The organism is Marinomonas dokdonensis (assembly GCF_052747885.1).
The window spans coordinates 171,961-195,616 of sequence record NZ_JBRAND010000004.1 but is presented as its reverse complement, the minus strand read 5'-3'; the positions used below and the strand labels follow the sequence as shown (position 1 = coordinate 195,616).

The 23,656-nt window shown below is 44.6% G+C and carries 22 protein-coding genes; 7 read left to right on the top strand and 15 right to left on the bottom strand.

Going from position 1 to position 23,656, the window contains the following annotated elements; genetic code table 11:
• Positions 1-468, bottom strand: a complete 468-nt coding sequence (locus tag ACUM5Y_RS11700) for a DUF6586 family protein (protein WP_445977057.1) — start codon at positions 466-468, stop codon at positions 1-3.
• On the bottom strand, positions 465-3,095 hold the full coding sequence (gene topA / locus ACUM5Y_RS11695; protein WP_445977056.1) for a type I DNA topoisomerase: 2,631 nt from the start codon (positions 3,093-3,095) through the stop codon (positions 465-467). The genes ACUM5Y_RS11700 and topA overlap by 4 nt, the downstream gene beginning before the upstream one ends.
• Before the next feature lie 187 nt (positions 3,096-3,282).
• Here topA and ACUM5Y_RS11690 point away from each other — a divergent pair, with 187 nt between their 5' ends.
• Positions 3,283-4,041, top strand: coding sequence for a DNA topoisomerase I (locus ACUM5Y_RS11690; protein WP_445977055.1), 759 nt, complete (start codon positions 3,283-3,285; stop codon positions 4,039-4,041).
• Here ACUM5Y_RS11690 and ACUM5Y_RS11685 read toward each other — a convergent pair whose 3' ends face one another.
• A complete protein-coding gene (locus tag ACUM5Y_RS11685) occupies positions 4,042-4,530 on the bottom strand; it encodes a hypothetical protein (protein WP_445977054.1) in 489 nt (162 codons plus the stop codon).
• A gap of 68 nt (positions 4,531-4,598) precedes the next feature.
• Between ACUM5Y_RS11685 and ACUM5Y_RS11680 the strand changes: the two genes are divergently transcribed.
• The gene (locus ACUM5Y_RS11680) at positions 4,599-5,033 is read left to right on the top strand and encodes a universal stress protein (protein ID WP_445977053.1); all 435 of its coding nucleotides are present in this window, start codon (positions 4,599-4,601) and stop codon (positions 5,031-5,033) included.
• Between the two features lie 41 nt (positions 5,034-5,074).
• On the opposite strand, the gene cysS is transcribed toward ACUM5Y_RS11680, so the two are convergent.
• The 5 genes from cysS to ACUM5Y_RS11655 all read right to left on the bottom strand — a co-directional run bounded on the left by cysS (position 5,075) and on the right by ACUM5Y_RS11655 (position 10,257).
• The gene (gene cysS, locus ACUM5Y_RS11675; protein ID WP_445977052.1) at positions 5,075-6,457 is read right to left on the bottom strand and encodes a cysteine--tRNA ligase; all 1,383 of its coding nucleotides are present in this window, start codon (positions 6,455-6,457) and stop codon (positions 5,075-5,077) included.
• Between the two features lie 2 nt (positions 6,458-6,459).
• The gene (locus ACUM5Y_RS11670; protein ID WP_445977051.1) at positions 6,460-8,133 is read right to left on the bottom strand and encodes a glutamine--tRNA ligase/YqeY domain fusion protein; all 1,674 of its coding nucleotides are present in this window, start codon (positions 8,131-8,133) and stop codon (positions 6,460-6,462) included.
• 117 nt (positions 8,134-8,250) lie between these two features.
• The gene (locus ACUM5Y_RS11665) at positions 8,251-8,577 is read right to left on the bottom strand and encodes a branched-chain amino acid transport AzlD family protein (protein ID WP_445977050.1); all 327 of its coding nucleotides are present in this window, start codon (positions 8,575-8,577) and stop codon (positions 8,251-8,253) included.
• Positions 8,577-9,302 (bottom strand): AzlC family ABC transporter permease, encoded by a 726-nt coding sequence (locus ACUM5Y_RS11660; protein ID WP_445977049.1) that lies wholly within the window; start codon positions 9,300-9,302, stop codon positions 8,577-8,579. The genes ACUM5Y_RS11665 and ACUM5Y_RS11660 overlap by 1 nt, the downstream gene beginning before the upstream one ends.
• A 7-nt stretch (positions 9,303-9,309) precedes the next feature.
• Positions 9,310-10,257, bottom strand: a complete 948-nt coding sequence (locus tag ACUM5Y_RS11655) for a GNAT family N-acetyltransferase (protein WP_445977048.1) — start codon at positions 10,255-10,257, stop codon at positions 9,310-9,312.
• 129 nt (positions 10,258-10,386) lie between these two features.
• Between ACUM5Y_RS11655 and queC the strand changes: the two genes are divergently transcribed.
• The 3 genes from queC (at position 10,387) to ACUM5Y_RS11640 (ending at position 12,459) form a co-directional block, all read left to right on the top strand.
• The gene (queC, locus tag ACUM5Y_RS11650; RefSeq protein ID WP_445977047.1) at positions 10,387-11,049 is read left to right on the top strand and encodes a 7-cyano-7-deazaguanine synthase QueC; all 663 of its coding nucleotides are present in this window, start codon (positions 10,387-10,389) and stop codon (positions 11,047-11,049) included.
• 133 nt (positions 11,050-11,182) lie between these two features.
• Positions 11,183-11,689, top strand: a complete 507-nt coding sequence (locus ACUM5Y_RS11645) for a peptidylprolyl isomerase (protein WP_445977046.1) — start codon at positions 11,183-11,185, stop codon at positions 11,687-11,689.
• The gene (locus ACUM5Y_RS11640; RefSeq protein ID WP_445977045.1) at positions 11,686-12,459 is read left to right on the top strand and encodes a UDP-2,3-diacylglucosamine diphosphatase; all 774 of its coding nucleotides are present in this window, start codon (positions 11,686-11,688) and stop codon (positions 12,457-12,459) included. Before ACUM5Y_RS11645 ends, ACUM5Y_RS11640 begins: the two co-directional genes overlap by 4 nt.
• A gap of 38 nt (positions 12,460-12,497) precedes the next feature.
• On the opposite strand, the gene ACUM5Y_RS11635 is transcribed toward ACUM5Y_RS11640, so the two are convergent.
• Both ACUM5Y_RS11635 and ACUM5Y_RS11630 read right to left on the bottom strand, forming a co-directional pair.
• Complete coding sequence (locus ACUM5Y_RS11635) at positions 12,498-12,812, bottom strand: hypothetical protein (RefSeq protein WP_445977044.1); 315 nt, start codon at positions 12,810-12,812, stop codon at positions 12,498-12,500.
• Positions 12,813-12,918: 106 nt separating this feature from the next.
• On the bottom strand, positions 12,919-13,524 hold the full coding sequence (locus tag ACUM5Y_RS11630) for a MiaE family protein (protein ID WP_445977043.1): 606 nt from the start codon (positions 13,522-13,524) through the stop codon (positions 12,919-12,921).
• 89 nt (positions 13,525-13,613) lie between these two features.
• Between ACUM5Y_RS11630 and ACUM5Y_RS11625 the strand changes: the two genes are divergently transcribed.
• Together ACUM5Y_RS11625 and ACUM5Y_RS11620 are read left to right on the top strand one after the other, a co-directional pair.
• Positions 13,614-15,374: an SUMF1/EgtB/PvdO family nonheme iron enzyme gene (locus ACUM5Y_RS11625; protein WP_445977042.1), complete on the top strand. Its 1,761-nt coding sequence runs from the start codon at positions 13,614-13,616 to the stop codon at positions 15,372-15,374.
• Positions 15,375-15,555: 181 nt separating this feature from the next.
• The gene (locus tag ACUM5Y_RS11620; protein WP_445977041.1) at positions 15,556-18,357 is read left to right on the top strand and encodes a bifunctional aconitate hydratase 2/2-methylisocitrate dehydratase; all 2,802 of its coding nucleotides are present in this window, start codon (positions 15,556-15,558) and stop codon (positions 18,355-18,357) included.
• A 155-nt stretch (positions 18,358-18,512) separates the two neighbouring features.
• Here ACUM5Y_RS11620 and hpf read toward each other — a convergent pair whose 3' ends face one another.
• The 5 genes from hpf to leuC form a co-directional block, all read right to left on the bottom strand.
• Positions 18,513-18,905 carry a ribosome hibernation-promoting factor, HPF/YfiA family gene (gene hpf, locus ACUM5Y_RS11615; RefSeq protein WP_445977040.1) on the bottom strand — a complete coding sequence of 131 codons (393 nt, stop codon included), beginning with the start codon at positions 18,903-18,905 and terminating at the stop codon, positions 18,513-18,515.
• A gap of 291 nt (positions 18,906-19,196) precedes the next feature.
• Positions 19,197-20,315: an aspartate-semialdehyde dehydrogenase gene (gene asd / locus ACUM5Y_RS11610; RefSeq protein WP_445977039.1), complete on the bottom strand. Its 1,119-nt coding sequence runs from the start codon at positions 20,313-20,315 to the stop codon at positions 19,197-19,199.
• A 78-nt stretch (positions 20,316-20,393) separates the two neighbouring features.
• Positions 20,394-21,473 (bottom strand): 3-isopropylmalate dehydrogenase, encoded by a 1,080-nt coding sequence (gene leuB / locus ACUM5Y_RS11605; protein ID WP_445977038.1) that lies wholly within the window; start codon positions 21,471-21,473, stop codon positions 20,394-20,396.
• Positions 21,474-21,508: 35 nt separating this feature from the next.
• A complete protein-coding gene (gene leuD / locus ACUM5Y_RS11600) occupies positions 21,509-22,159 on the bottom strand; it encodes a 3-isopropylmalate dehydratase small subunit (RefSeq protein WP_445977037.1) in 651 nt (216 codons plus the stop codon).
• A gap of 19 nt (positions 22,160-22,178) precedes the next feature.
• Positions 22,179-23,606 (bottom strand): 3-isopropylmalate dehydratase large subunit, encoded by a 1,428-nt coding sequence (gene leuC, locus ACUM5Y_RS11595; RefSeq protein ID WP_445977036.1) that lies wholly within the window; start codon positions 23,604-23,606, stop codon positions 22,179-22,181.
• Between the last annotated feature and the right edge of the window lie 50 nt (positions 23,607-23,656).

Below are 23,656 nucleotides of genomic sequence, written 5' to 3'. Positions count from 1 at the left end.
TTAATACTCTGATGACTCTTCTCTAAAACGTAACACTAATTCAACCAGTTTTGATAAATAGAAGCCAACAGACGCACCTTCATCACCACCTTTACCAATCAAATCCTCACCAACCACCGCCACGGTAGACGTTCGGCATTCGAACTCAACCAAATAAGCTTGTTGTAGTTGTGAGCACCAAGACTGCGGCTGAGCAAGCAAATCCCCAAGCTCAGACAATACTGGAATGACCAAGCCCTTTTGCGCGGCTTGCTCCAATAAATTTGTCACATCCCAAGAAAATGACAAGCCATAGGCGGTACGGACTTCTTGCAACAAACCATTCAACGCACTGCGCAATTGAAAGATGGCCGAGCTTTCCAGCCCAGCACATAACCAATGCTCATTGCAGGCTTGGCTTTGTTGTATCAACCGACGGGCTGCGTCTAATTTTTGGTTGGTCGCGCTTGCGATACTCGCCCCTGTCATTTCTTTTTCTTACCCTCTTCGATGACCCACTTAGTACCAACATAGAAGGCTTTCCAACCAGTAGGCTTGCCTTCTTCTTCTGTCATCACATACTGCTCTTTGGTTTTACGACTGTAACGAATAATCGTTGGTCGACCTTCGGAGTCAGCAACAGGCGCGGTACGGAAGAAATGATACTTAGGATCAATCTGCTCCATATAAGGTAACAGCTCACTCACTAGCGGCGCACGTGTCTCTCGCTTACGAGGGAATTGACTGGCAGCCAAGAACAAACCGGTCGCCCCATCACGCAATACATAATGGTCTTCAACCTTAAGACAAGCCAGATCCGGCATGGGTACAGGGTCCATTTTTGGCGGCGCTGCTTCACCATTACGAAGCAACTTACGAGTGTTTTTACAGGTTTCGTTGGTACAACCAAAGTATTTACCAAAACGCCCTGTTTTTAACTGCATGTCCGAGCCACATTTATCACATTCCAATAAAGGACCGTCATAGCCTTTTATTTTAAAAGTGCCGGACTCAACTTCATAACCAGAACACGATGGGTTATTGCCACATACATGAAGCTTGCGCTTCTCGTCCATCAAGTAGCTGTCCATGGCGGAGCCACAAATGCTGCAACGACGCTTATTGATAAGCGCTTTAGACTCACCTTCTTCATCATCCACAGCAACAGCTTCGTCACCACGAACTAGGTTGATGGTGGCTTTACAACGTTCTTTTGGTGGCAAAGCATAACCAGAACAAGACATGAACACACCGGTACTGGCAGTACGAATTTGCATTGGACGAGAGCAAGTAGGACAAGCCACATCGGTCGGTGTCGGCTCGTTTAACATCATACCCTGCTCAGGGTCTTCCGCTTTAGCTAAAACGCCACTGAAATCATGATAGAAAGCATTTAGAGCTTTAATCCAGTTCTCACGGCCTTCTGCTATTTCATCCAGTTGCTCTTCCATCTGTGCGGTAAAGCTGAAATTCATCAAAGAATGAAAACTATCCACCAAACGTTCGGTAACTATGTCACCCATCTTTTCGGCATAGAAACGACGGTTTTCTACCCGCACGTAACCACGATCTTGGATTGTTGAAATAATTGACGCATAAGTGGATGGTCGGCCAATACCACGTTTTTCAAGTTCTTTTACCAAACTTGCTTCACTAAAGCGGGCAATAGGCTTAGTAAAGTGCTGCTCTGGCAATAGTTGGTTAAGGCTTAAGGACTCTCCTTTCGCCACATCCGGTAAGATATTATCTTCACCTTTTTTCACAACTGTTTGCATGGCACGAGTATAACCATCGAAGCGTAGAATACGGCCTTTGGCTTTAAACTCGTACTCATCACCACTAACAGTAACGGTAGTAGAAGTGTATTCAGCCGGTGTCATTTGACAGGCCATGAATTGACTGCGAATCAGATCGTATAGACGGTGGGAGTCTTTTTCCATACCCAGCAAATCATCAACACGAACATTGATATCGGAAGGACGAATCGCCTCGTGGGCTTCTTGTGCACCTTCTTTACTGCTATAGCGAATAGGTTCAGGTGGTAAATAAGCTTCCCCGAAGTTGGTGCCTATGTATTCTCTTAAAGACTCAACCGCTTCCGCACTCAAATTAGTAGAGTCGGTACGCATGTAGGTAATGTAACCCGCTTCATACAGTCTTTGAGCCAGCATCATGGTTTTCTTAACGCCAAAACCTAGACGTGTGCTAGCCGCTTGCTGCAAGGTAGAAGTAATAAATGGGGCTGAAGGCTTACTTTTTGTCGGCTTATCTTCGCGACTGGTAACAACAAAACTGGCTTTTTCCAGACGGGCGACATGTTCAGCGGATTGTTCACTGGTGGCAGGTCGATACTCTTTTTCTTGGTATTTAACCGCCTCAAATTTAATCACTTCTTTTGCTGGGGTTGCCAACAAGGCATCCAGTTCCCAAAACTCTTCAGGAACGAACGCTCGAATTTCTTTTTCGCGTTCAACGATCAATCTCACAGCCACTGACTGTACTCGCCCCGCAGATAAGCCACGGGCAACTTTAGCCCACAGCAAAGGCGACACCATGAAGCCAACCACGCGATCTAGGAATCGACGCGCCTGTTGGGCATTAACACGGTTCATATCAAGTTCAGATGGCGTCTCAAAAGCAGATTTAATGGCTTTTTTAGTGATCTCGTTAAAGACAACACGCTTGTAGCGGCTATCGTCACCACCAATGGCTTCTCTTAGATGCCACGCAATGGCCTCACCCTCTCTATCCAAATCGGTCGCGAGATAGATGGTGTCAGCATTTTTGGCTAGGCGCTTGAGCTCATCAACCACTTTTTCTTTGCCGGGTAACACTTCATAGTGAGCCGCCCAGTCATTTTCTGGGTCCACTCCCATGCGATTAATCAACTGAGTACGCGCTTTTTTACGCTTGTACTCTAGTTTGTCTTCTGGGCTCATTTTTCGCGTCAATGCCGCTTGTTTTGCTCGCTCTTGTGGCGTCGATGTCGCTGTCGCCCCAGATGGCAAATCTCGAATGTGTCCTACACTCGATTTCACAACAAAGTCATTGCCAAGGTATTTATTGATGGTTTTCGCCTTAGCGGGCGATTCCACGATAACCAGTGATTTTCCCATTGAACTATGTAAGCCTTTTATTAAGTACGTTTGCAAACCCTGCTTGCACGTAGTTTAGTCTTTGGGCGCTGATATTAAGCAAACACCTTTTATATAACAAGCAATCCCTGTAATGTTTCGCACATTAAATCTTGCCGAAGCCAGTATTTCTTATTTACCATACTGAATTCATTGCTTAAGGACAATCATGGCTACTCTTCAAATTTTAACCATTATCTTTCTCATGATCATCGTTGTGCTGTCCGTTATTGTTGGCACTCGCGCTCATCAAAAAGAGAAAGAAGCCACTGCAAGACGCTTTAAGCAAATGCAATTGGCCAATCGCGCTGAACGAGTAGAACAACACATTAAAGGCCTAGTAGACATCAACACAGATACCATTGCCACCGATGTCCTTTATGATTTCTATCTAGACACACTTCGCGAACTTCTGCAACACGCCGATGACCCAGAGCGCGTCGAGGTCATGATTGCCAAAGCCGAAGAAGCAAGAGACAGCGGCTCTGTGATATTCAATCCTGAAGCCGAAGCATTATCCTTTCAAGCAAAAACAAATTATAAAGAGCGCCTTACCAAAGTCGCTAAAATGCTGTTGTTTTTACGTCGCAAAGGCCGTATCAGTAACAACCACTACCAAGCTTGTTATGACTATTTACGCTGGTTAAATCTATGGATTCAACTTAATCGACAACTGGTACAAGCCAACACCAACTTTATTAACGGTGATGCTCGTGTTGCCCAAACCCTCTATGGTGTCATTTTGTCTCACATCAAGTCAGACAGCATTGAAAGGCCAGAGAAAAAAATACTGGAAGACTTCGTTAAAGAGCGCATGAAAAAAATGCTATCCCCAAGTATCGAAGCCGCCCAAAATGCGGAAGACCCAGAAGAAGCACTGACCCAATTGATCCAAAATCTTGACCAACCGACACCACCAAGCCCGTAATCACCCTCCTATTGAGTGTATTTTTTCTAGCTTATAGAGAAGATCACTCATGACCTCTAACATGGCCTCGTCACCTCGTTCATGCCAATAAAAGCTGACCACTTCAGGGGTGATTTCTATCCCCCTTAAATAATCTCCATATTCCATTAAGCTATCGGTAACAACTTTGGGAATTGGCATCGAATTATTGCACCACCAGCCTTCACAAATTTCTACATATTTCCAGACTTCATAGGGCAACAGCCAAGTATTGGCTGGTAAACTGTCCACTGCTTTGCCGCGATATAAGCGGTAAGCACAAACATTATGGGCAGTTGTTGTTTTATCCCACTTGTCAGGAAGATCTATTGAGGTAAGCTGAACAGTAAGACCTAATTGGCGCGCCTTCATTCTTAGCGCCATTTTAAGCCGCTCCCTTTTGGGCGGCAAAACCCATAATGCGGACCCCATTAAAGAGAGTGAAATAAAGATAATAATTAAAGCCGTCATTTTATAAATCTCTTAAGGTTTGAGACTATACTAACCAGTAGAGCCATTTTTTTAGTTGGAGGTAATCCATGATGTATAAACGAATAGTACTCGCAGTTGATCTTACCGATGAAAGTATTTTAGTCGCAAACAAAGCCCTATCCCTTTGCCAATCCACCGGCGCAGACCTCACCATCATTCACGTTATTGAGTCTCTAAACTATGCCTATGGTGGCGACGTACCCATTGACGTGACAGACATACAGCAACAACTAAAAGAAACAGCAAGTGAGCGCATGGCCATTCTTGCCGCACAGCTTGACTTACCTAACCAAGATACCTGCATTACTCAAGGCGGCATTGAAAGCGAGATTCATCGAATCGCCAAGGACAAACAAGCAGACCTAATTGTTGTGGGTAGCCACTGCAAGCATGGCCTAGCCTTGTTACTGGGCTCTACTGCCAGCGGCGTGCTGCATGACGCACCTTGTGATGTGTTAGCTGTTCGCGTCAAAAAAGACTAGCTTCAATTGAAAAAGGCGATGTTTACACATCGCCTTTTTTATCAATTACGAGTCCAGCTCGTCCCTTCTCTACTGTCTAACAACTCTATACCTTGAGCGGCCAGTTCATCGCGTATCTCATCACTGCGGGCAAAGTTTTTATCTTTACGAGCCTGAGTCCTTTCATCGATTAAAGCCTGTATTGCCGCTTCATCCAAGCCATCACTGATGACAGAATTTTGCAAGAAATACTCTGGATCTTGGTACAACAAGCCCAGCAAGGAAGACAGAGACAAGAGTTCAGCCGCCAATTTCTCCGCTAAACCTGAATCTTCTGTTTTGGCTTTATTCAACTCTCGAACCAATTCAAACAAGACAGAAACAGCCACAGGAGTATTAAAATCATCCTTCATGGCAACTTCAAAGCGTTCTGTGTAGTCAGTCGCCTCATACTGATCTGCCACAACTTGGTTGCGCAAAGCCGTATACAAACGCTCTAGAGCCACTTTAGCTTCATGTAAGCTTTGATCTGAGTAATCAATAGCACTACGGTATTGACTGGACACCATTAAATAGCGAATCACCTCTGGGTTAAACTTTTCCAGTACGTCACGTACGGTAAAGAAGTTACCCAAAGATTTAGACATTTTTTCGTTATTGACGCGCACCGCGCCACAGTGCATCCAGTAGTTTACATACTGCTTACCCGTAGCCGCTTCAGATTGAGCAATTTCATTTTCATGATGCGGAAATTTAAGATCTGGCCCACCACCGTGAATATCGAAATGGCTGCCTAGGCAGCTAGTTGACATAGCGGAACATTCAATATGCCAACCTGGACGACCTTGCCCCCACGGAGAAGTCCAAGACACTTCGTCTTGTTTCGCTTGCTTCCACAGTACAAAATCCGCTGGGTGCTCTTTCGCGCTCTCCACATCAATACGGGCGCCCGCCAGCATTTCGTCGAGCTTACGGTTATTCAGCTTTCCATATTCTTTGAACTTGCTGGCACGATAGTACACATCACCAGACGTTCCTTGATAAGCAAACCCTTTATCAATCAGAATTTGCACCATGTCGATAATTTCCTGCATAAACTCCGTGGCTTTGGGCTCTCTGTCAGGCATTTTATTACCTAACTTAAGCTCATCTTCACGCTGGGCAGCAATCATTCGCTCAGTCAAAGACTGGGTTGACTCGTTATTTTCTTGGGCACGTTTAATGATTTTATCGTCAACATCTGTGATGTTGCGCACATAATTAAGGTCATAACCCAGGTGTCGAATAAAGCGCGAGATAATATCGAAGGAGATCATGGCTCGCGCATGGCCAATATGGCAAAAGTCATACACTGTGTTACCACACACATACATGCTGACCTTGCCTTCAACAATAGGCTTAAAGTCTTCTTTCTTACCCGATAGCGTATTATAAACTTTCAACATGCCTACTTACCTTTTGCCTCAATTTTTGCCCATGAATCACGTAGTGTAACGGTACGATTAAACACCATACCCTGTTCTTCTAGGTCACGACAAAAGTAGCCTTCTCGTTCAAACTGGAAGCTTTGGCCATTCTCTGATGCCAACAAAGAAGGCTCTAACTTGGCATTGCTGATCTGAGTCCAAGACTCACTATTAATAAAGTCTAAGAAAGATTTACCTTCATGGTTAGCGTCCGGAGCTTCTTCATTGAATAAACGATCGTAAAGATTCACTGTCGCATCAACGGCGTGCTTAGCACTAACCCAATGAATAACACCTTTTGGCTTGTAGCCTTCAGGATTTACACCCAAGGTGTTTTCATCATAACGACAACGCAATTCAACCACTTTGCCGCTGTCATCTTTAATGGCTTCATCACAAATAATCACATAGCCGCCACGTAAACGCACCGCGCCTTCAAGTGTTAAACGTTTCCACTTGCGAGGCGGCACTTCAGCAAAATCGGCTTCATCTATGTATAAGGTCTTGCTGAATGGCACTTCACGAGTACCTGCCTCTTCATTTTTAGGGTGATTATTAACCGTAAAAATTTCTTCTTTGTCTTCTGGGTAGTTAGTCAAAACCACTTTAATAGGGTTTAAAACCGCCATCGCACGATTAGCATTGGCATCCAAATCTTCTCGGATAGCATGCTCTAGCATACCCATATCCACCACACTGTCGGATTTGGTGACACCGATACGCTCACAGAAATTGCGAATAGAGTTTGGCGTGTAACCACGACGACGAAGGCCTGAAATGGTTGGCATTCGTGGGTCATCCCAACCACTTACATGGTTTTCATCCACCAGCTGCTTAAGCTTACGTTTACTGGTAACTGTGTAATTCAAGTTCAAACGAGCAAACTCAATCTGCTGTGGATGCGCTGTTTGCAAGGTTTCCAATACCCAGTCGTAAAGTGGACGATGGTCTTGAAACTCAAGAGTACATACAGAGTGAGTGATATTTTCCAAGGCATCCGATAAACAATGGGTAAAGTCATACATAGGATAAACACACCATTTATCCCCTGTTTGATGGTGATGCACATGACGTACGCGGTAGATAATAGGATCACGCAAGTTAATGTTCGGGCTTGCCATATCGATTTTAGCGCGAAGCACCACTTGACCGTCCGAATATTTACCCGCTTTCATATCCATAAAAATAGCCAGGTTTTCTTCTGGGCTGCGATCTCGGTATGGGCTATTTTTACCCGGTTCTTTTAATGTGCCACGATACTCACGCATTTGTTCAGCGTTTAATTCACAAACATAAGCTTTACCCGCTTGGATAAGCTGCACCGCAAAATCAAATAATTGATCGAAGTAGTCAGAGGCAAACTTAGGCTCTTCTTTCCACTCAAAACCTAACCATTCCACATCACGTTTAATGGACTCGATGTATTCAACACTTTCTTTTTCTGGGTTGGTGTCGTCAAAACGTAGATTACATTGACCATTAAAACGTTGCGCCAAACCAAAGTTCAAACAGATAGATTTTGCGTGGCCAATATGTAAGTAGCCATTTGGCTCAGGTGGGAAACGGGTCATTACAACACCGCCGTACTTTCCTGATTCGTTATCTTTATCAATAATTTGGGTAATAAAGTTACCGGGTTTTGACGTTTCTGACATGATAGATGTGAGTCCTGATAAATTTTCGACTAACCGTATTGTTACTTTAGCCAGCAAGTATATCTGATTTCCCTTTCATAGGGACAATGACAGACACTTTTTTCCACTAACTTTCCTCTAAAGCAAAAGATATTTGCCCAGAAAAAACACCAACACCCCTACGGATATGGTTAGCAACTGCTGTTGTCGCCAAATTCCGATAGCAAAAGCCGCAACGGCCCCCCATAACCATGGGTTACCTAAGCTCAAAGTTAACTGACCATTAAGAACAAAGACCATTGGCGTAATGATGGCCGTTAACACGGCTACTGGCACAAACTTAAGCGCTCGCTCCAACCAATCCGGCATTACGACTTTATGAGCCCTGGCAAACAAAACGAAGCGAACACCAAAAGTAACAACAAACATCCCAAAGATTATCGATACACTATCCAAGACTGACATTAGACCTCTCCCTTCTTACTAACATTCAGCTTTTGCGCAACGAGTGTGTCAGCGAAAAAACCAACCAGCACACCAATCAAGGCAGATAACAAAAGCCCAAGGTTGTTTGGTAGTCCATTTAAAACCAAGGAAGCCACAGCAGAGGCAAGCATAGCCAAAACGAAGGGACGCTTTTTCAAATAGGGGGTAATAATACCGATGAAGGTCGCCACCATAGCAAACTCCAAACCCCATTCGCTCATGCCAGGAATCAATTCACCACTCATAAAGCCAAGTAAGGTGGCCCCATTCCACATTAGGTAAAATGAGACAAAAGAACCTATATAAGCAAAATGTCCAGTTTGTTCATTTATTTGGCCTGATTGATACAAGGGACGCACCGCAGCGTAAGTCTCATCAATTAATCCAAAACCCATAAAGAGTCTTAAACCAAAGGGTAAATGCTTCACAAACTTCACAAGATCAGCGGCATATAGCAGGTGTCGAAGATTAACAATGAAAGTAGTGGAAACTATCACCCAGATTGGCGCCCCAATAGAAATCAAACCGATGGCGACAAACTGAGCAGAGCCTGCAAAAACAATGGACGACATGGCAACAGCAAACCAAATGCTTAAATCGTTAGCGGAAGCTAATGATCCAAACAAGATACCAAAGGGTAAGCCCCCTACCAACATAGGAATTGAGGCGACCGCGCCAAGGCGCATTTGTGTAAAACCTTTCATACTGTTATCACCACTGTTTCTCCATATACATATCTGCGCGACGATACTCGCTCGGTAAATTCTTTGGCATCAATACAAAACCATTTTTTTCATAAAGCTGACGCGCCGCCTGCAAGCAGCTAGCCGTTTCTAAACAAAGTTTCTTGACCCCTAGCCCATTAGCACGCTGCTGGCTATGATCAATCAAAGCCTGACCCAAACCCTTTTGCTGATAATGGGTCGCTACCGCCAGCTTAGAAAGCTTAATCATTTTGTTAGCTGGTGGTTCCAACACCAAGCTGCCCAGCAGGTTGCCCCGCCCACTAACGGCCAGCCATATTTCCCCACCCGCGGACATCACTTGCTCAGGGCGGGTAAGTAACCGATGATCGGCTTCTTCGATTTGCCCACTAAAATAACGCTGCAACCAATCCATATTGAGCTGATAGAAGGCATCTTGGTAAGCGCCGTCATAGGGAACAAGCTGATAACCCTCCAAACGCTCCAGCACCTTGGTGGCAAAACTACCACGATGAACCTGGCGCTCTAGATGAACCTGGCGCTCTAAATGTTCGATCGCCTGCATAAAATGTTCACTCTGTTGCTGGCAAGCTTGTTCCAACAACCACTGCATTTCTTGCAAAATGGGTTCAATCTGCGCCATGGTCTGCACAGCTTGCGGTGACAACTTCAACACAAAGCGACGCTGATCTTGCTTATCCATGTCTTTAAGTAACAAGCCTTCCTTAAGCATTTTACTGGTTTGTTTACTGATCGCCGGATGGCTCAACTGCAAACTATGAGCAAGCTCCATGACAGACATGGCCCCTGAGCTTTGCAGGCTCCTTAAAATTGGGAAGTAGGTCGAAGACACTGGTAGATGCTGATCATGGTAAATGGCCTGCACCTCTTGAAATAAATAATCACTTAAACGCTTTAAGCGACTTCCTAGGGACAAAACTCCAAATTCTTCCATTTAACCCCTCAATATAGGTAACCGGTTACATAAATTAGAATATTAACCAAGGCACACCCTTTAAGCAAGACTGTCATGGCGTTAATTCTGCTACAATGAAGCTTTTGCTACACAGTAGGACCCCTTGTCATGAATCCCAAAGCTGTTGTTGTCTATTCTGGCGGAATGGACTCTTACACCGTTTTACATCACGCCCTAAAACAAAACCGACAGGTATTCGCCATTTCCTTTAACTATGGGCAGAAGCACAGCAAAGAATTGATTGTCGCTGCCGAAGTTTGCCGAAGCTTAAACATCCCCCACAAGGTAGTGGATATCACGAGTATTAACAGCCTGATGGCAGGCTCATCTTTAACCGGAGATCAAGCTATTCCTGAAGGTCACTATGAAAGTGATAATATGAAGTCTACGGTCGTGCCAAATCGCAACATGGTGCTACTTTCTATGGCGATCGCTTATGCCGTTTCTCTAGAGGCGGGTGAAGTCTATTATGGTGCCCATGCGGGTGATCACCATATTTACCCCGATTGCCGACCTGAATTTGTCAATGCGATGAATGCCGTATCGAAAATTGCCAACTATCAATCTGTCGAAATAGTTACTCCTTTCCTACATTCTTCCAAAGGGGAAATTCTAGCCTCAGGGATAGCCATGAATCTCGACTATAACCACACTTGGACCTGTTATAACGGCCGCGAACAGGCTTGCGGTAAATGCGGGGCTTGTCACGAACGCCTCGAAGCCTTCGCTGAAAAAGGTGTAACGGACCCTTTGTGCTATGAAGCCCAATAAAAAGTAACAAGACTAAATTTTGCCTTCACGCTGGCATCATTAGGCGCAAACACATAAAATGCCCGACAACAGCGTAGCCAGCCAAAGAGCTTACGGCTTTATTGTTTATTTTTAATAAATATAGGAATTTAAAATGATCATTTTGCATACAAACCACGGCGATATCCACGTAGAGCTGGATTATGACAAAGCTCCGAAATCTGCGAAAAACTTCGAAGAGTATGTAACATCAGGCTTTTACGACGGTGTAATCTTCCACCGTGTGATCAATGGTTTTATGGTTCAAGGTGGCGGCTTTGAGGCTGGCATGAAGCAAAAAGAAACGCGTACCGCTATCGAAAACGAAGCAGACAATGGTCTAAAAAACGAAGTTGGCACTCTAGCCATGGCTCGTACCATGGATCCTCATTCTGCATCAGCACAGTTTTTCATTAACGTAGCGGATAACAGCTTTTTGAACCACCGCAGCAAAACTACTGACGGCTGGGGTTACGCAGTATTCGGTAAAGTGTCGGCAGGCATGGACGTAGTCAACAAGATTAAAGAAGTAAAAACTACCGTTAAAAGCGGCCATCAAGATGTGCCTGCTGAAGACGTAATTATTGAAAGTGCTGAATTGGTAGAAAACGAAGCGGAATGATTCGTTACTTCATATCCGACTTGCATCTAAGTGACAAACGCCCGGATCTTATCCGGGCATTTGTTCTGCTAACACAGTCACTAAAAGACACCAAGCCACCGGCGCAGCTCTATATATTGGGTGATTTTTACGACGCCTGGATTGGCGATGATTTTCATGCTCAATGGAACGATACCATTGAGCAAGCTATCAAAGAATTGCAACAGGCCAATTGGCAGGTGTTTTTTCTACATGGCAACCGAGACTTCTTAATCGGTAAAGACTGGTTCCAACGCACTGCCACTTCACCTCTCAACGAGCAAAGCCCCATTTCTGAGCTAAACTTGCTACTCGCCCATGGGGATGAGTTTTGCACTGAAGACAAAGAGTACCAGACATTCCGAACCATGGTGCGCTCTTCTGCTTGGCAACAACAGATCCTTTCTCTTCCCATCGAGCAAAGACTGGCCCTTGCTGCCAAATTACGTAATGACAGCAAAACCAATTCAGCCGAAAAAACCATGGAAATTATGGATGTAACAAAAAGTGCTGTGGTGGAATCTCTGCACCAGCATCAATGCTACAACATGATACATGGCCACACTCATCGCCCTGCAATCCATAAAGAAACAGATCATATACGTTGTGTTTTAGGAGACTGGGATAAAGATGTTTGGCTGGCGCGTGTAGAAGAAAATGAATTTATTCAAAGTAAGTGTGATGTTGGAGCTTTTATAGGGTCTCAATTAACGGCTTTGGTAGAACAGCATAGACAAAAACTACACCTGTAATGCTGAGTGTAAGCCCTGCTCACACTCAGCCACACTACCTACTCTAAATGTAATAAGGCTTTAACCCAGTTGGTTTCTTGTTTATTGCGGGAACGTTCGTACTCTGTTTGTCTTTCCTGCAATATGCCAATCGCCCGAAAAAAAGCATTGTTAACCATTACGGGGGTTAGCTCGATCGCGTGCTGTTGTCGCCAATAAAGTGTCGCCTTGGTGGTTAACAATTGATAAAGATAATCTAGTTCCAGTGATCCACGATATATACTATCCAAATCAACCACATATTGGCTTTTAGATATTTCTAATGCCATCCAATAGGTAACATCAGACAACTTATCTCTGTTTACTATACCCATATCACCGCCTCCAATTTTAGAGTAGATAATATGAGTCTAGCAGGCTTTTTGAGTTACGTATCTTAAATGTCTATAAACGCTCGTGAAATCAGTAACTCTAAATAGCTTAGGCTGGTGGCCCACTATGTACACGAAATTCCACATCAGGCTCGGTAATTAACTTACCTTCTAACTCTCTAAAGAAAGCGACACGCTCATCAATTGGCTCACCAGCGTACTCTTCTGCTAACGCCAGGTAATCTTCAAAGTGACGAGCTTCAGATTTCAGCAAAGAAATGTAGAACTTTGAAAGCTCTTCATCCAAATGAGGGGCCAAAACCGCAAAGCGTTCACAGGAACGAGCCTCTACAAAGGCACCTATAATCAAGGTATCCACTAAGCGCGCTGGCTCGTGAGTACGAATATGCTTGCGTAACCCATCTGCATAACGGGATGCAGTTAAATGCTCGTATGCCACGCCACGCTTGCGCATGAGTTTATGCACTTGCTCAAAATGCAATAGCTCTTCTCGAGCCAAACGAGACATCTTATGCAATAAATTATCTCTATCAACATAGCGGTACATAAGACTCATGGCCGTGCTTGCGGCTTTTTTCTCACAATGAGCGTGGTCATTCAGTAGCAATGATTGATTCTCAAGGGCCCAATTAAGCCATGCTTTTGGAGACTCGCATGGTAAGAAATTAACGAGCTCAGGATACGCAGATAACATTATTCTACCTTTTATTCTAAAAAAAGCTGATTATACTCGTTATTATACCTTTTAGGCACCAACGTCTTGTTTTGGATATCAAATTTCTGATGAATGAATACTACGACCCGCAAAAGTTAAAAATCAGTCAACATGTCGGTGTTGAACTAGACCCCTATGTCCTCAACTATCCTGCTAATGACAGCAAAACTACCTGGGTAGCGGATCAGGGCGGTCGTCCTTTTGTATTACGTTTCTTTCAAGCCAATAAGGGTAAAGTAGAAGACTTCCTCCAAAATGCCAGAAAGTATGCAGGGATCAAACACCCTGCGATCACTCCAAGCTACCCACCTTTTTATTCAAATTTTTGGGTGTTTTCTTGTGCGGCTGTGTGTGGTGGAGAGAATCTTAATAGCTTTCTTGGCAAATACCCAGATGGCGCTCCGCTCAATGTCGTCATCAGCCTATTCGACAATATTGCCAAGGCATTAGATAAAGTTCACGAGAAAAACCTTTCCCATGGGCACTTGGATCTAAACGCCATCCATGTTGTTAACGGCACAGGCGTCATGACGGGATTTGGCGCTCATCATTGGATGGATCGCATTTCTAAAGATGAGATGGACCCTAGGCTATTTCCACCCGAGTTTAAAAAGAAAGATCAAAAGCGTGGCCCAGCCGCTGACCGATACACTTTTATGAGACTGCTGATTGCCTCATTATGTGGTGAATCCATCCTTGATAAAGAACTCCCTGCAGCCTTACCCGACCATCACCCAATTTTAAGTGATCAAACGTGGAATAAGCTGGTCAAATGGAGCCGCCCACAAGAAAGGCATCGGCCTAAATCTCTGACAGAAGTCATGCAGATATTGCGGGCTAATCTTTTCAAGCCTGCACCAATCAATACCCCTCGAAAGCGACCCATTGCCAGACAGATGGCTCGTCGCTTAACCCCCAAGGTACTCATACCAGCCGGTATATTAGTTACCTTAATGGTCGTGGCCGCCAGCTTTTGGCCAGAGGATGAAGCCCCAGCGCCAGAGACTCCTTTAGTGGTCAAACCAAAAACCGAAGAAAAAACACCAGAAGAGGTTTTTGAGTCCTTACCACAAACCTTAGAAGAACCTCTTAAAGTGGGCGGCAAAGCTCCTAAGGTTGAGAAAATTGCCCCGGCTGTATTTGAAATGGGAGATCAACAAAGGATAGGTGACGATAACGAGCGCCCCGTTCATACAGTAGACATTCCGAAAGGGTTTTACTTTGGTAAATATGAAGTCACCTTTGATCAGTACGATCAATTTGCTAAGACTACTGGTCGTGTTTTACCCCCAGATAATGGCTGGGGTCGCGGAAAACGCCCTGTGGTGAATGTGAACTGGCACGATGCGAAAGCCTATGCCTTATGGATTTCTGAGCAAACTGGACAAGAATACCGCCTACCGACCGAAGTTGAGTGGGAATACTCCGCCCGAGCAGAATCCGACACTTCTTACTGGTACGGGGAGAATGTTAAGCCTGGGTACAGTGTTTGTGACAGCTGTGGCAGCCAGTGGGACGGCCTTTCAAGTGCTCCCGTAGGTAGTCAAGCCAGCAATCCATTAGGCTTATATGACATGCATGGCAATGTGGCAGAATGGATAGAAGACTGCTACCACGACTCTTACGATGGTGCTCCCAGCGATAACCAAGTATGGCTTTCTGACCAATGTGACAGCCGTGTTATCCGTGGCGGCTCATGGTTTGACATCCCCAGAGTCGGTCGCAGTTCAACCCGATACAGAGCCAACCCTGAGTTGAGAGCCAGTAATTGGGGCTTTAGAGTGGTTCGCATCATTCACACAAACGTGGAAAATTCTAAAACGGAATAATTCCACTAAATGTCACCTATTCGAAATTGTTATGATGCAGCATAAGCTTTTAGTGCTATTTTTCTATAAAATAGCACTATCTAAATGAATAATTCTCGATTAGACGGACCTTAAAATCCGCCTACTGCATTAACTTATCAGTAATTTTTGCTGATATAGCAACCAATATTCAGAGGTGAAAATGAGCCTGTATACTGCATACTTACAAGAAATAGAAGATCGCAAACTCGAAGGATTACATCCTAAGCCGATCGACAGCAGCGACCTACTAGCTGAAATCATTGCTCAAATTAAAGACACTCAAAATGAACACCGCGAAGCGTCTTTAAACTTCTTCATTTACAACACCCTACCTGGTACTACCAGCGCAGCTGATGCCAAAGCACAGTTTCTAAAAGAAATTGCCCAAGGCGATGAAGTGATTGCTGAAATTACACCAACGTTCGCCCTAGAGCTTCTTTCACACATGAAAGGTGGCCCTTCTGTTAAAGTATTGCTAGACCTTGCTTTATCTGATGACGCAGAAATTGCTGCAGCCGCTGCAGAAGTTCTTAAAACTCAGGTGTTCTTATACGAAGCCGACATGGAGCGCCTAGAAGCTGCTTATAAAGCTGGTAACGCTATTGCAACAAGTATTTTAGAAAGCTACGCAAAAGCTGAATTTTTCACCAAGCTTCCTGATATTGAAGAAGAAATTGAAGTTGTTACCTACATCGCTGCTGAAGGCGATATTTCTACAGACCTACTGTCTCCAGGTAACCAAGCTCACTCTCGTTCTGACCGTGAACTACATGGTAAGTGCATGATTTCTCCTGAAGCTCAGGACGAAATTAAAGCGCTACAAGCTAAACACCCTAACGCTAAAGTTATGTTGATTGCCGAAAAAGGCACCATGGGTGTGGGTTCTTCTCGTATGTCTGGCGTGAACAACGTAGCGCTTTGGGCAGGTAAACAAGCTAGCCCTTACATTCCATTTGTTAACTTTGCACCGATTGTTGCGGGTACTAACGGCATCTCACCTATCTTCTTAACAACAGTAGGTGTAACAGGTGGTATTGGTCTTGACCTTAAAAACTGGGTGAAAAAATTAGACTCAGCTGGCAAACCAATGGTTGATGAGAATGGCGACGCTATTCTAGAGCAAGCTTACTCAGTTGAAACAGGCACTGTGCTTACCATCAACACTAAAGAGAAAAAACTTTATAAAGGTGATGAAGCACTAGTAGATGTTTCTTCTGCCTTCACACCACAGCAAGTTGAGTTCATGAAAGCGGGTGGTTCTTACGCTGTAGTATTCGGTAAGAAACTACAAACGTTCGCTGCCGAAACACTTGGCACTGAAATGCCTGCGGTATTCGCACCAGCGAAAGAGATCTCTAATGATGACCAAGGTCTAACGGCTGTTGAAAAAATCTTCAACAAAAATGCTGTAGGCGTTAACTCTAAGAAAGCCCTACACTCTGGCTCTGACGTTCGCGTTAAGGTAAACATCGTTGGTTCACAAGATACAACGGGCTTGATGACCTCTCAAGAACTTGAGTCTATGGCAGCCACTGTCATTTCCCCAAGTGTTGACGGCGCTTACCAATCAGGCTGTCACACAGCTTCTGTATGGGACTCTAAAGCACAAGCTAACATTCCAAAACTTATGTCTTTCATGAACAAGTTTGGTTTGATTACTGCTCGTGATCCAAAAGGCGTTTACCCGCCAATGACAGACGTAATCCATAAAGTATTGAACGACATCACGGTTGACGATACGGCCATCATCATTGGTGGTGACTCTCACACTCGTATGTCTAAAGGTGTCGCATTCGGTGCTGACTCCGGTACTGTAGCCTTGGCACTGGCAACAGGTGAAGCAACTATGCCTATCCCTGAGTCTGTAAAAGTAACCTTTAAAGGTGAAATGCAGAGCCACATGGACTTCCGTGATGTGGTACACGCAACCCAAGCCCAGATGCTTAAAAAATTCGGCGGCGAAAACGTTTTCCAAGGCCGCGTAATCGAAGTACACATTGGTACTTTGCTTGCTGACCAAGCTTTCACTTTCACTGACTGGACTGCAGAAATGAAAGCGAAAGCTTCTATCTGTATTTCTCAGGACGATACCCTAATTCAATCTCTTGAACTTGCGAAAAAACGCATTCAAATCATGATTGATAAAGGCATGGAAAACGAAACACAAACACTTCACGGCCTAATCAAACTTGCTGATAAGCGTATTGCTGGCATCCAATCTGGCGAGCAACCAGCTCTTGCACCAGACAACAACGCAAAATACTACGCAGAAGTTGTGGTGGACCTTGACGAAATCGTTGAGCCAATGATTGCTGACCCAGACGTTAACAACGATGACGTTTCTAAGCGTTACACCCACGATGTTATCCGTCAGGTTTCTTTCTACGAAAACAAGCCTGTTGACCTTGGTTTCGTTGGTTCTTGTATGGTTCACAAAGGTGACATGCAGATCATCGCCTCTATGCTTCGCAACCTTGAAGCTCAGAATGGCGAAGTTAGCTTTAAAGCCCCTCTTGTTGTTGCACCACCAACTTACAACATTGTTGATGAGCTGAAAGCTGAAGGCGATTGGGAAATCCTTAAGAAATACGCTGGTTTCGAATTTGATGATGCAAAACCAAAAGGTGAAGCTCGTACTAAATACGAAAACATCCTATACCTAGAACGCCCAGGCTGTAACCTATGTATGGGTAACCAAGAGAAAGCGGAACCTGGTGATACCGTTATCGCAACCTCAACTCGCTTGTTCCAAGGCCGTGTTGTTGCAGATACTGCTGAGAAGAAAGGTGAGTCTCTACTAGGCTCAACACCTCTTGTTGTACTGTCTACTGTACTTGGTCGCTTCCCTACTCTAGAAGAGTACAAAGCGTCTGTAGCAGGCATCAACCTGACTGACTTCGCGCCACCAGCGGAAGAAATGACAACAGCACCTGTTGAATTCATTCCAGTTAGCAACGTTTAAGTAAAAACTTAAATAACACTAACGAATGACAAAACCGCTGTGAAAAAATGCTATGCATTTTGGATCAGCGGTTTTTTATTGTCTAAATTTTGGTGAATAGACAGGCACAAAAAAGCCCCGCTAGGCGAGGCTTTATCAGTTAATATTTTAAGCAGTTAAATCACTTCACGCTCAACCAAGGCATTAAATTCTGCTTGCTGCTGTCGCTCATCCGCACTTTCCACATCGTGAGCATTAAGATGATGCTGGCGCCCTGTATGCTTAGCTTTATATTTAATTAACTGTTTTTCGAGCTTTCCTACCAAAAGGTCTAGGGCAGGCTTAAGTTGTTTATCCGTCTTAACGGTGGCAAAAAGATCATGGCCAGGAATATGCACACTGGCTTCTACTATTAACTCATGAATTTCATGTTTTTCGGTATTAAGAATCACTTTGATGCTGGTAATTTGGTTGTTTATACGGGCCAAATGATCCATTTTTTCTTTAACCAATTCTTGAACTTCTTCACCTGATTGAACGTGGTGACCACTAATATTCAATGTATACATAGAAATTATCCTTCTGTGTTAAAAGTTTGTTTTTACTAAGTTTTTGCTCTCCTTTGTTATGCTCATACTTATAATCTAAGGATGATGCGGGTAAATTTCAACGTTTAGAATGTAAATACTTGTGTTGAATAATGGATTAAATACTAATACCAAACTCCAGCCACTCAATAACCATCCCATGACTTATGAATAGCACAGCTTCATGCCACGAGCAATGCTTTTTCAAAGCCACAAAAAAAGGTGCTGACAATCACGTCAGCACCTTCTGTATCGCGTAAACAATTCTAGCGACTAGTCAGCCAATAAGATTCGCAACATACGACGTAGAGGCTCTGCAGCACCCCACAATAGCTGATCCCCTACCGAGAACGCACTGATGTACTCAGGCCCCATGTTTAACTTACGAATACGGCCAACTGGGATACCTAACGTACCTGTTGCTACCGTTGGCGTTAAACGCTCCATTGTCGCTTGCTTATCATTCGGCACCACATCAACCCATTGGTTATGCTCGGCCAACATAGCTTCGATATCCGCCACAGGAATATCTTTATTTAGCTTGATAGTAAAAGCTTGGCTATGGCAGCGCATCGCACCGATACGTACACACAAACCATCAACAGGGATGATAGCGCCAGTGTTACCCAGAATCTTGTTGGTTTCTGCTTGAGCTTTCCACTCTTCACGACTCTGACCATTCTCAAGCTGTGAGTCGATGTAAGGGATCAGGCTGCCCGCTAATGGCACACCAAACTGATCAACAGGCATGGTATTAGAACGCATTTGCTGAGCGACTTTACGATCGATCTCTAGGATAGCGCTCGCAGGGTCCGCCAACTCAGTGGCTACAGAAGACTGCAACATACCCATTTGATTAATCAGTTCGCGCATGTGACGAGCACCGCCACCTGATGCGGCTTGATAGGTCATGGATGTCATCCATTCAATGTGACCTTTCTCAAACAGACCACCCAATGCCAATAGCATTAAGCTAACGGTACAGTTACCACCTACAAAGGTTTTCACGCCATCTTGCAAACCTTGCTTGATAACGTTTTGGTTAACTGGGTCCAATACAATGATGGCATCTTTTTCCATACGCAAAGAAGATGCCGCATCAATCCAGTAACCTTTCCAACCAGCCTTACGTAACTGAGGATAAATAGCCTTGGTGTAATCACCACCCTGACAGGTGATAATAATGTCCATTTTTTGTAGAGACTCAATGTCCATTGCGTCTTGTAAAAGTGGAATATCTTGACCAATTTCAGGGCCTTTTTGACCTGCTTGCGAGGTGGTGAAGAAGACTGGCTCAATATGATCAAAGTCTTTTTCTTCTCGCATACGTTGCATTAGCACAGAACCGACCATTCCGCGCCAACCGACTAAACCTACAGTTTGTTTTGACATGGTTTTACTACCTTTTTTGTGGGGTCGCTCATACCAAGAGCATTATCCCGAATGAATACACTCAATAACCGTTTGTTATTAAGCTTTTAGTGCTGCTAGTACCGCATCGCCCATGGCTTGAGTACTAACTGTGTTACAACCATTTGAGGCTATATCCGCTGTTCTTAGACCTTGATCTAGAACCTTGCTCACGGCCGCTTCAATAGCATCAGCTGCTTGCTTGGCATCCAGAGAATAGCGCAACATCATAGCAACAGATAAAATTGTTGCCAATGGGTTGGCAATGCCCTGCCCTGCAATATCTGGCGCAGAACCATGACATGGCTCATACATACCACGGCCTTGTGCATTCAAGGACGCAGACGGCAACATACCGATAGAGCCCGTCAACATGGCCGCAGCGTCAGATAGAATATCACCAAACATATTGCCAGTAACCATTACATCAAACTGTTTTGGCGCCCTAACAAGCTGCATAGCAGCATTATCCACTAGCATGTGAGTTAATTCGACATCAGGATACTCTTTCGCTACTTCTTCCATGACTTCTTTCCAAAGTACGGTTACTTCGAGTACGTTGGATTTATCGATAGAGCACACACGTTTGCCACGCTGACGAGCAGCTTCGAAAGCCGAACGGCCAATGCGACGAATTTCAGGCTCGCTGTAAACATAAGTGTTGTAACCCTGGCGTTCACCGTTTTCTAGGGTACGAATACCTCGAGGCTGACCAAAGTAAATACCGCCAGTTAACTCACGAACAATCAAAATATCTAAGCCAGCAACGATTTCAGGCTTTAGGCTAGAAGCCTCAGCAAGCTGAGGATACAAGATAGCTGGACGAAGATTAGAGAAAAGCTCAAGATTAGAACGCAAGCCTAACAAGCCTTTTTCTGGACGTACTGCCATGTCTAGACCATCCCACTTAGGGCCACCCACTGCACCGAGCAAAATAGCATCAGCGTTTTTGGCCTTATCAAGGGTAACCTCTGGTAATGGCGAGCCGGTTTCATCATAGGCAGAGCCACCCACTAGCGCTGACTCATGCTTAATGTCCAATGAGAATTGCTCAGTCACTGCATCTAAAACACGTACGGCTTGTTCTACGATTTCTGGACCAATACCATCGCCAGGCAATATCAATACGTTCTGTGTCATCTTGCTACCTAAATCCTTAAATAATAATTATCTGATTACTCACCACGGGATAAAAATAACCATGGCGCTTCATTCATGCGCTTCTCTTCGTAGCGGCGAATATGGGCTTCTTGCTGCAAGGTTAAGCCAATATCGTCTAGTCCATTCAATAGACAATGTTTACGGAAACTATCAACGCTAAACTCAAACTTAGCACCAGAAGGTGACGTAACCGTTTGCTCTTCAAGATCAACCACAATGTTAGCACCGGCGCTAGCCGTTACTTCTGCAAACAGTTGATCAACTTCTTCAGCTTGCAGAACAATCGGCAACAAACCATTTTTAAAACAGTTGTTGTAAAAAATGTCCGCAAAGCTTGGTGCAATAATTGAGCGAAAGCCGTAGTCATCCAACGCCCATGGGGCATGTTCACGACTCGAACCACAACCAAAGTTTTGACGCGCTAACAACACACTCGCACCAGCGTAACGCTCTTGGTTCAATACAAAATCTTCACGCAAAGGACGTCCCGTGCATTCTTGGTCAGGCTGACCTTCATCTTCATAGCGCAACTCGTCAAACAAGTTTTTGCCAAATCCTGTGCGCTTGATGGATTTCAAGAACTGCTTAGGGATAATCATATCTGTATCAACATTAGCCAAATCAAGAGGTGCGGCTAACCCTGTATGTTTCGTAAAAGGACGCATAGTTTCTCCTAATTAAGGTCTAGTGTTTAACCAACTCGTTTACATCAACAAAGTGACCAGCAATCGCGGCCGCCGCTGCCATAGCAGGACTCACCAAATGAGTACGACCGCCAAAACCTTGTCGACCTTCAAAGTTACGGTTAGACGTGGAAGCACAGTGCTCGCCGCTGCCCAATTTGTCCGCATTCATTGCCAAACACATTGAACAACCAGGTTCACGCCATTCAAGGCCCGCTTCTTCAAATATTTTATCCAAACCTTCTTTTTCGGCTTGCGCCTTCACTAAACCAGAGCCTGGCACAACAATCGCTTGCTTCAACGTAGACGCAACTTTGCGGCCTTTTACGACCTCAGCCGCAATACGAAGATCTTCTATTCGTGAGTTGGTACAAGAACCAATGAAGACACGATCAAGGGTGACATCAGCCAAACTGGTTTTACCTTCAAGCCCCATGTATTTCCAAGCTCGAGCATAACCTTCTTTTTTAACAGGATCCGTTTGATCTTCTGCTTTTGGAATAGGTTGATCAATGGCAATCACCATTTCCGGAGAAGTCCCCCAAGTCACCTGAGGCTTAATATCTTCAGCTTTGATTACTACCACTTCATCAAACTTGGCATCGGCATCCGACACTAAATCTTTCCATGCAGCGACCGCCATATCCCACTGCTCGCCTTTTGGTGCATATGGGCGACCTTTTACGTACTCTAGGGTGGTGTCATCAACCGCGATCAAACCCACACGAGCACCCGCTTCAATGGCCATGTTACAGACTGTCATACGACCTTCCATAGACAAAGACTGAATGCCCGTACCACCAAATTCAATGGCGTAGCCTGTACCGCCCGCCGTACCGATCGCACCGATAATCGCCAACACCACGTCTTTTGCTGACACCCAAGGGGACAATTCACCGTCTACTCGAACCAGCATGTTACGATTTTTCTTTTGAACCAAACATTGAGTCGCTAAAACATGCTCAACTTCAGAAGTACCGATACCGTGGGCAAGCGCACCAAAAGCACCGTGAGTCGATGTATGGGAGTCACCGCAAACCACTGTCATTCCAGGAAGTGTGGCACCTTGCTCTGGCCCAACAACGTGCACAATCCCCTGACGTATATCTTTCATGTTGAATTCGGTAATGCCGAACTCATTACAGTTATCATCTAAAGTGGTTACTTGTATTTTAGAAACGGGATCTTCAATACCATCCACTCCATGAGCGCGCTCATTTTTTGTAGTCGGTACGTTATGATCTGGAGTTGCCAAGCTTGATGAAATACGCCAAGGCTTACGCCCAGCCATTCTTAGCCCTTCAAACGCTTGTGGTGAAGTCACCTCGTGAAGTAGCTGTAAATCGATATAAATCAAGGCACTACCATCGTCTCGTTGCTGGACTAAGTGACTGTCCCACAACTTGTCATAAAGGGTTCTTGCTGACATAAATTCTCTCCTAAATATCCTGTTGCGCTATCCTAAAACTTTGTATTAAA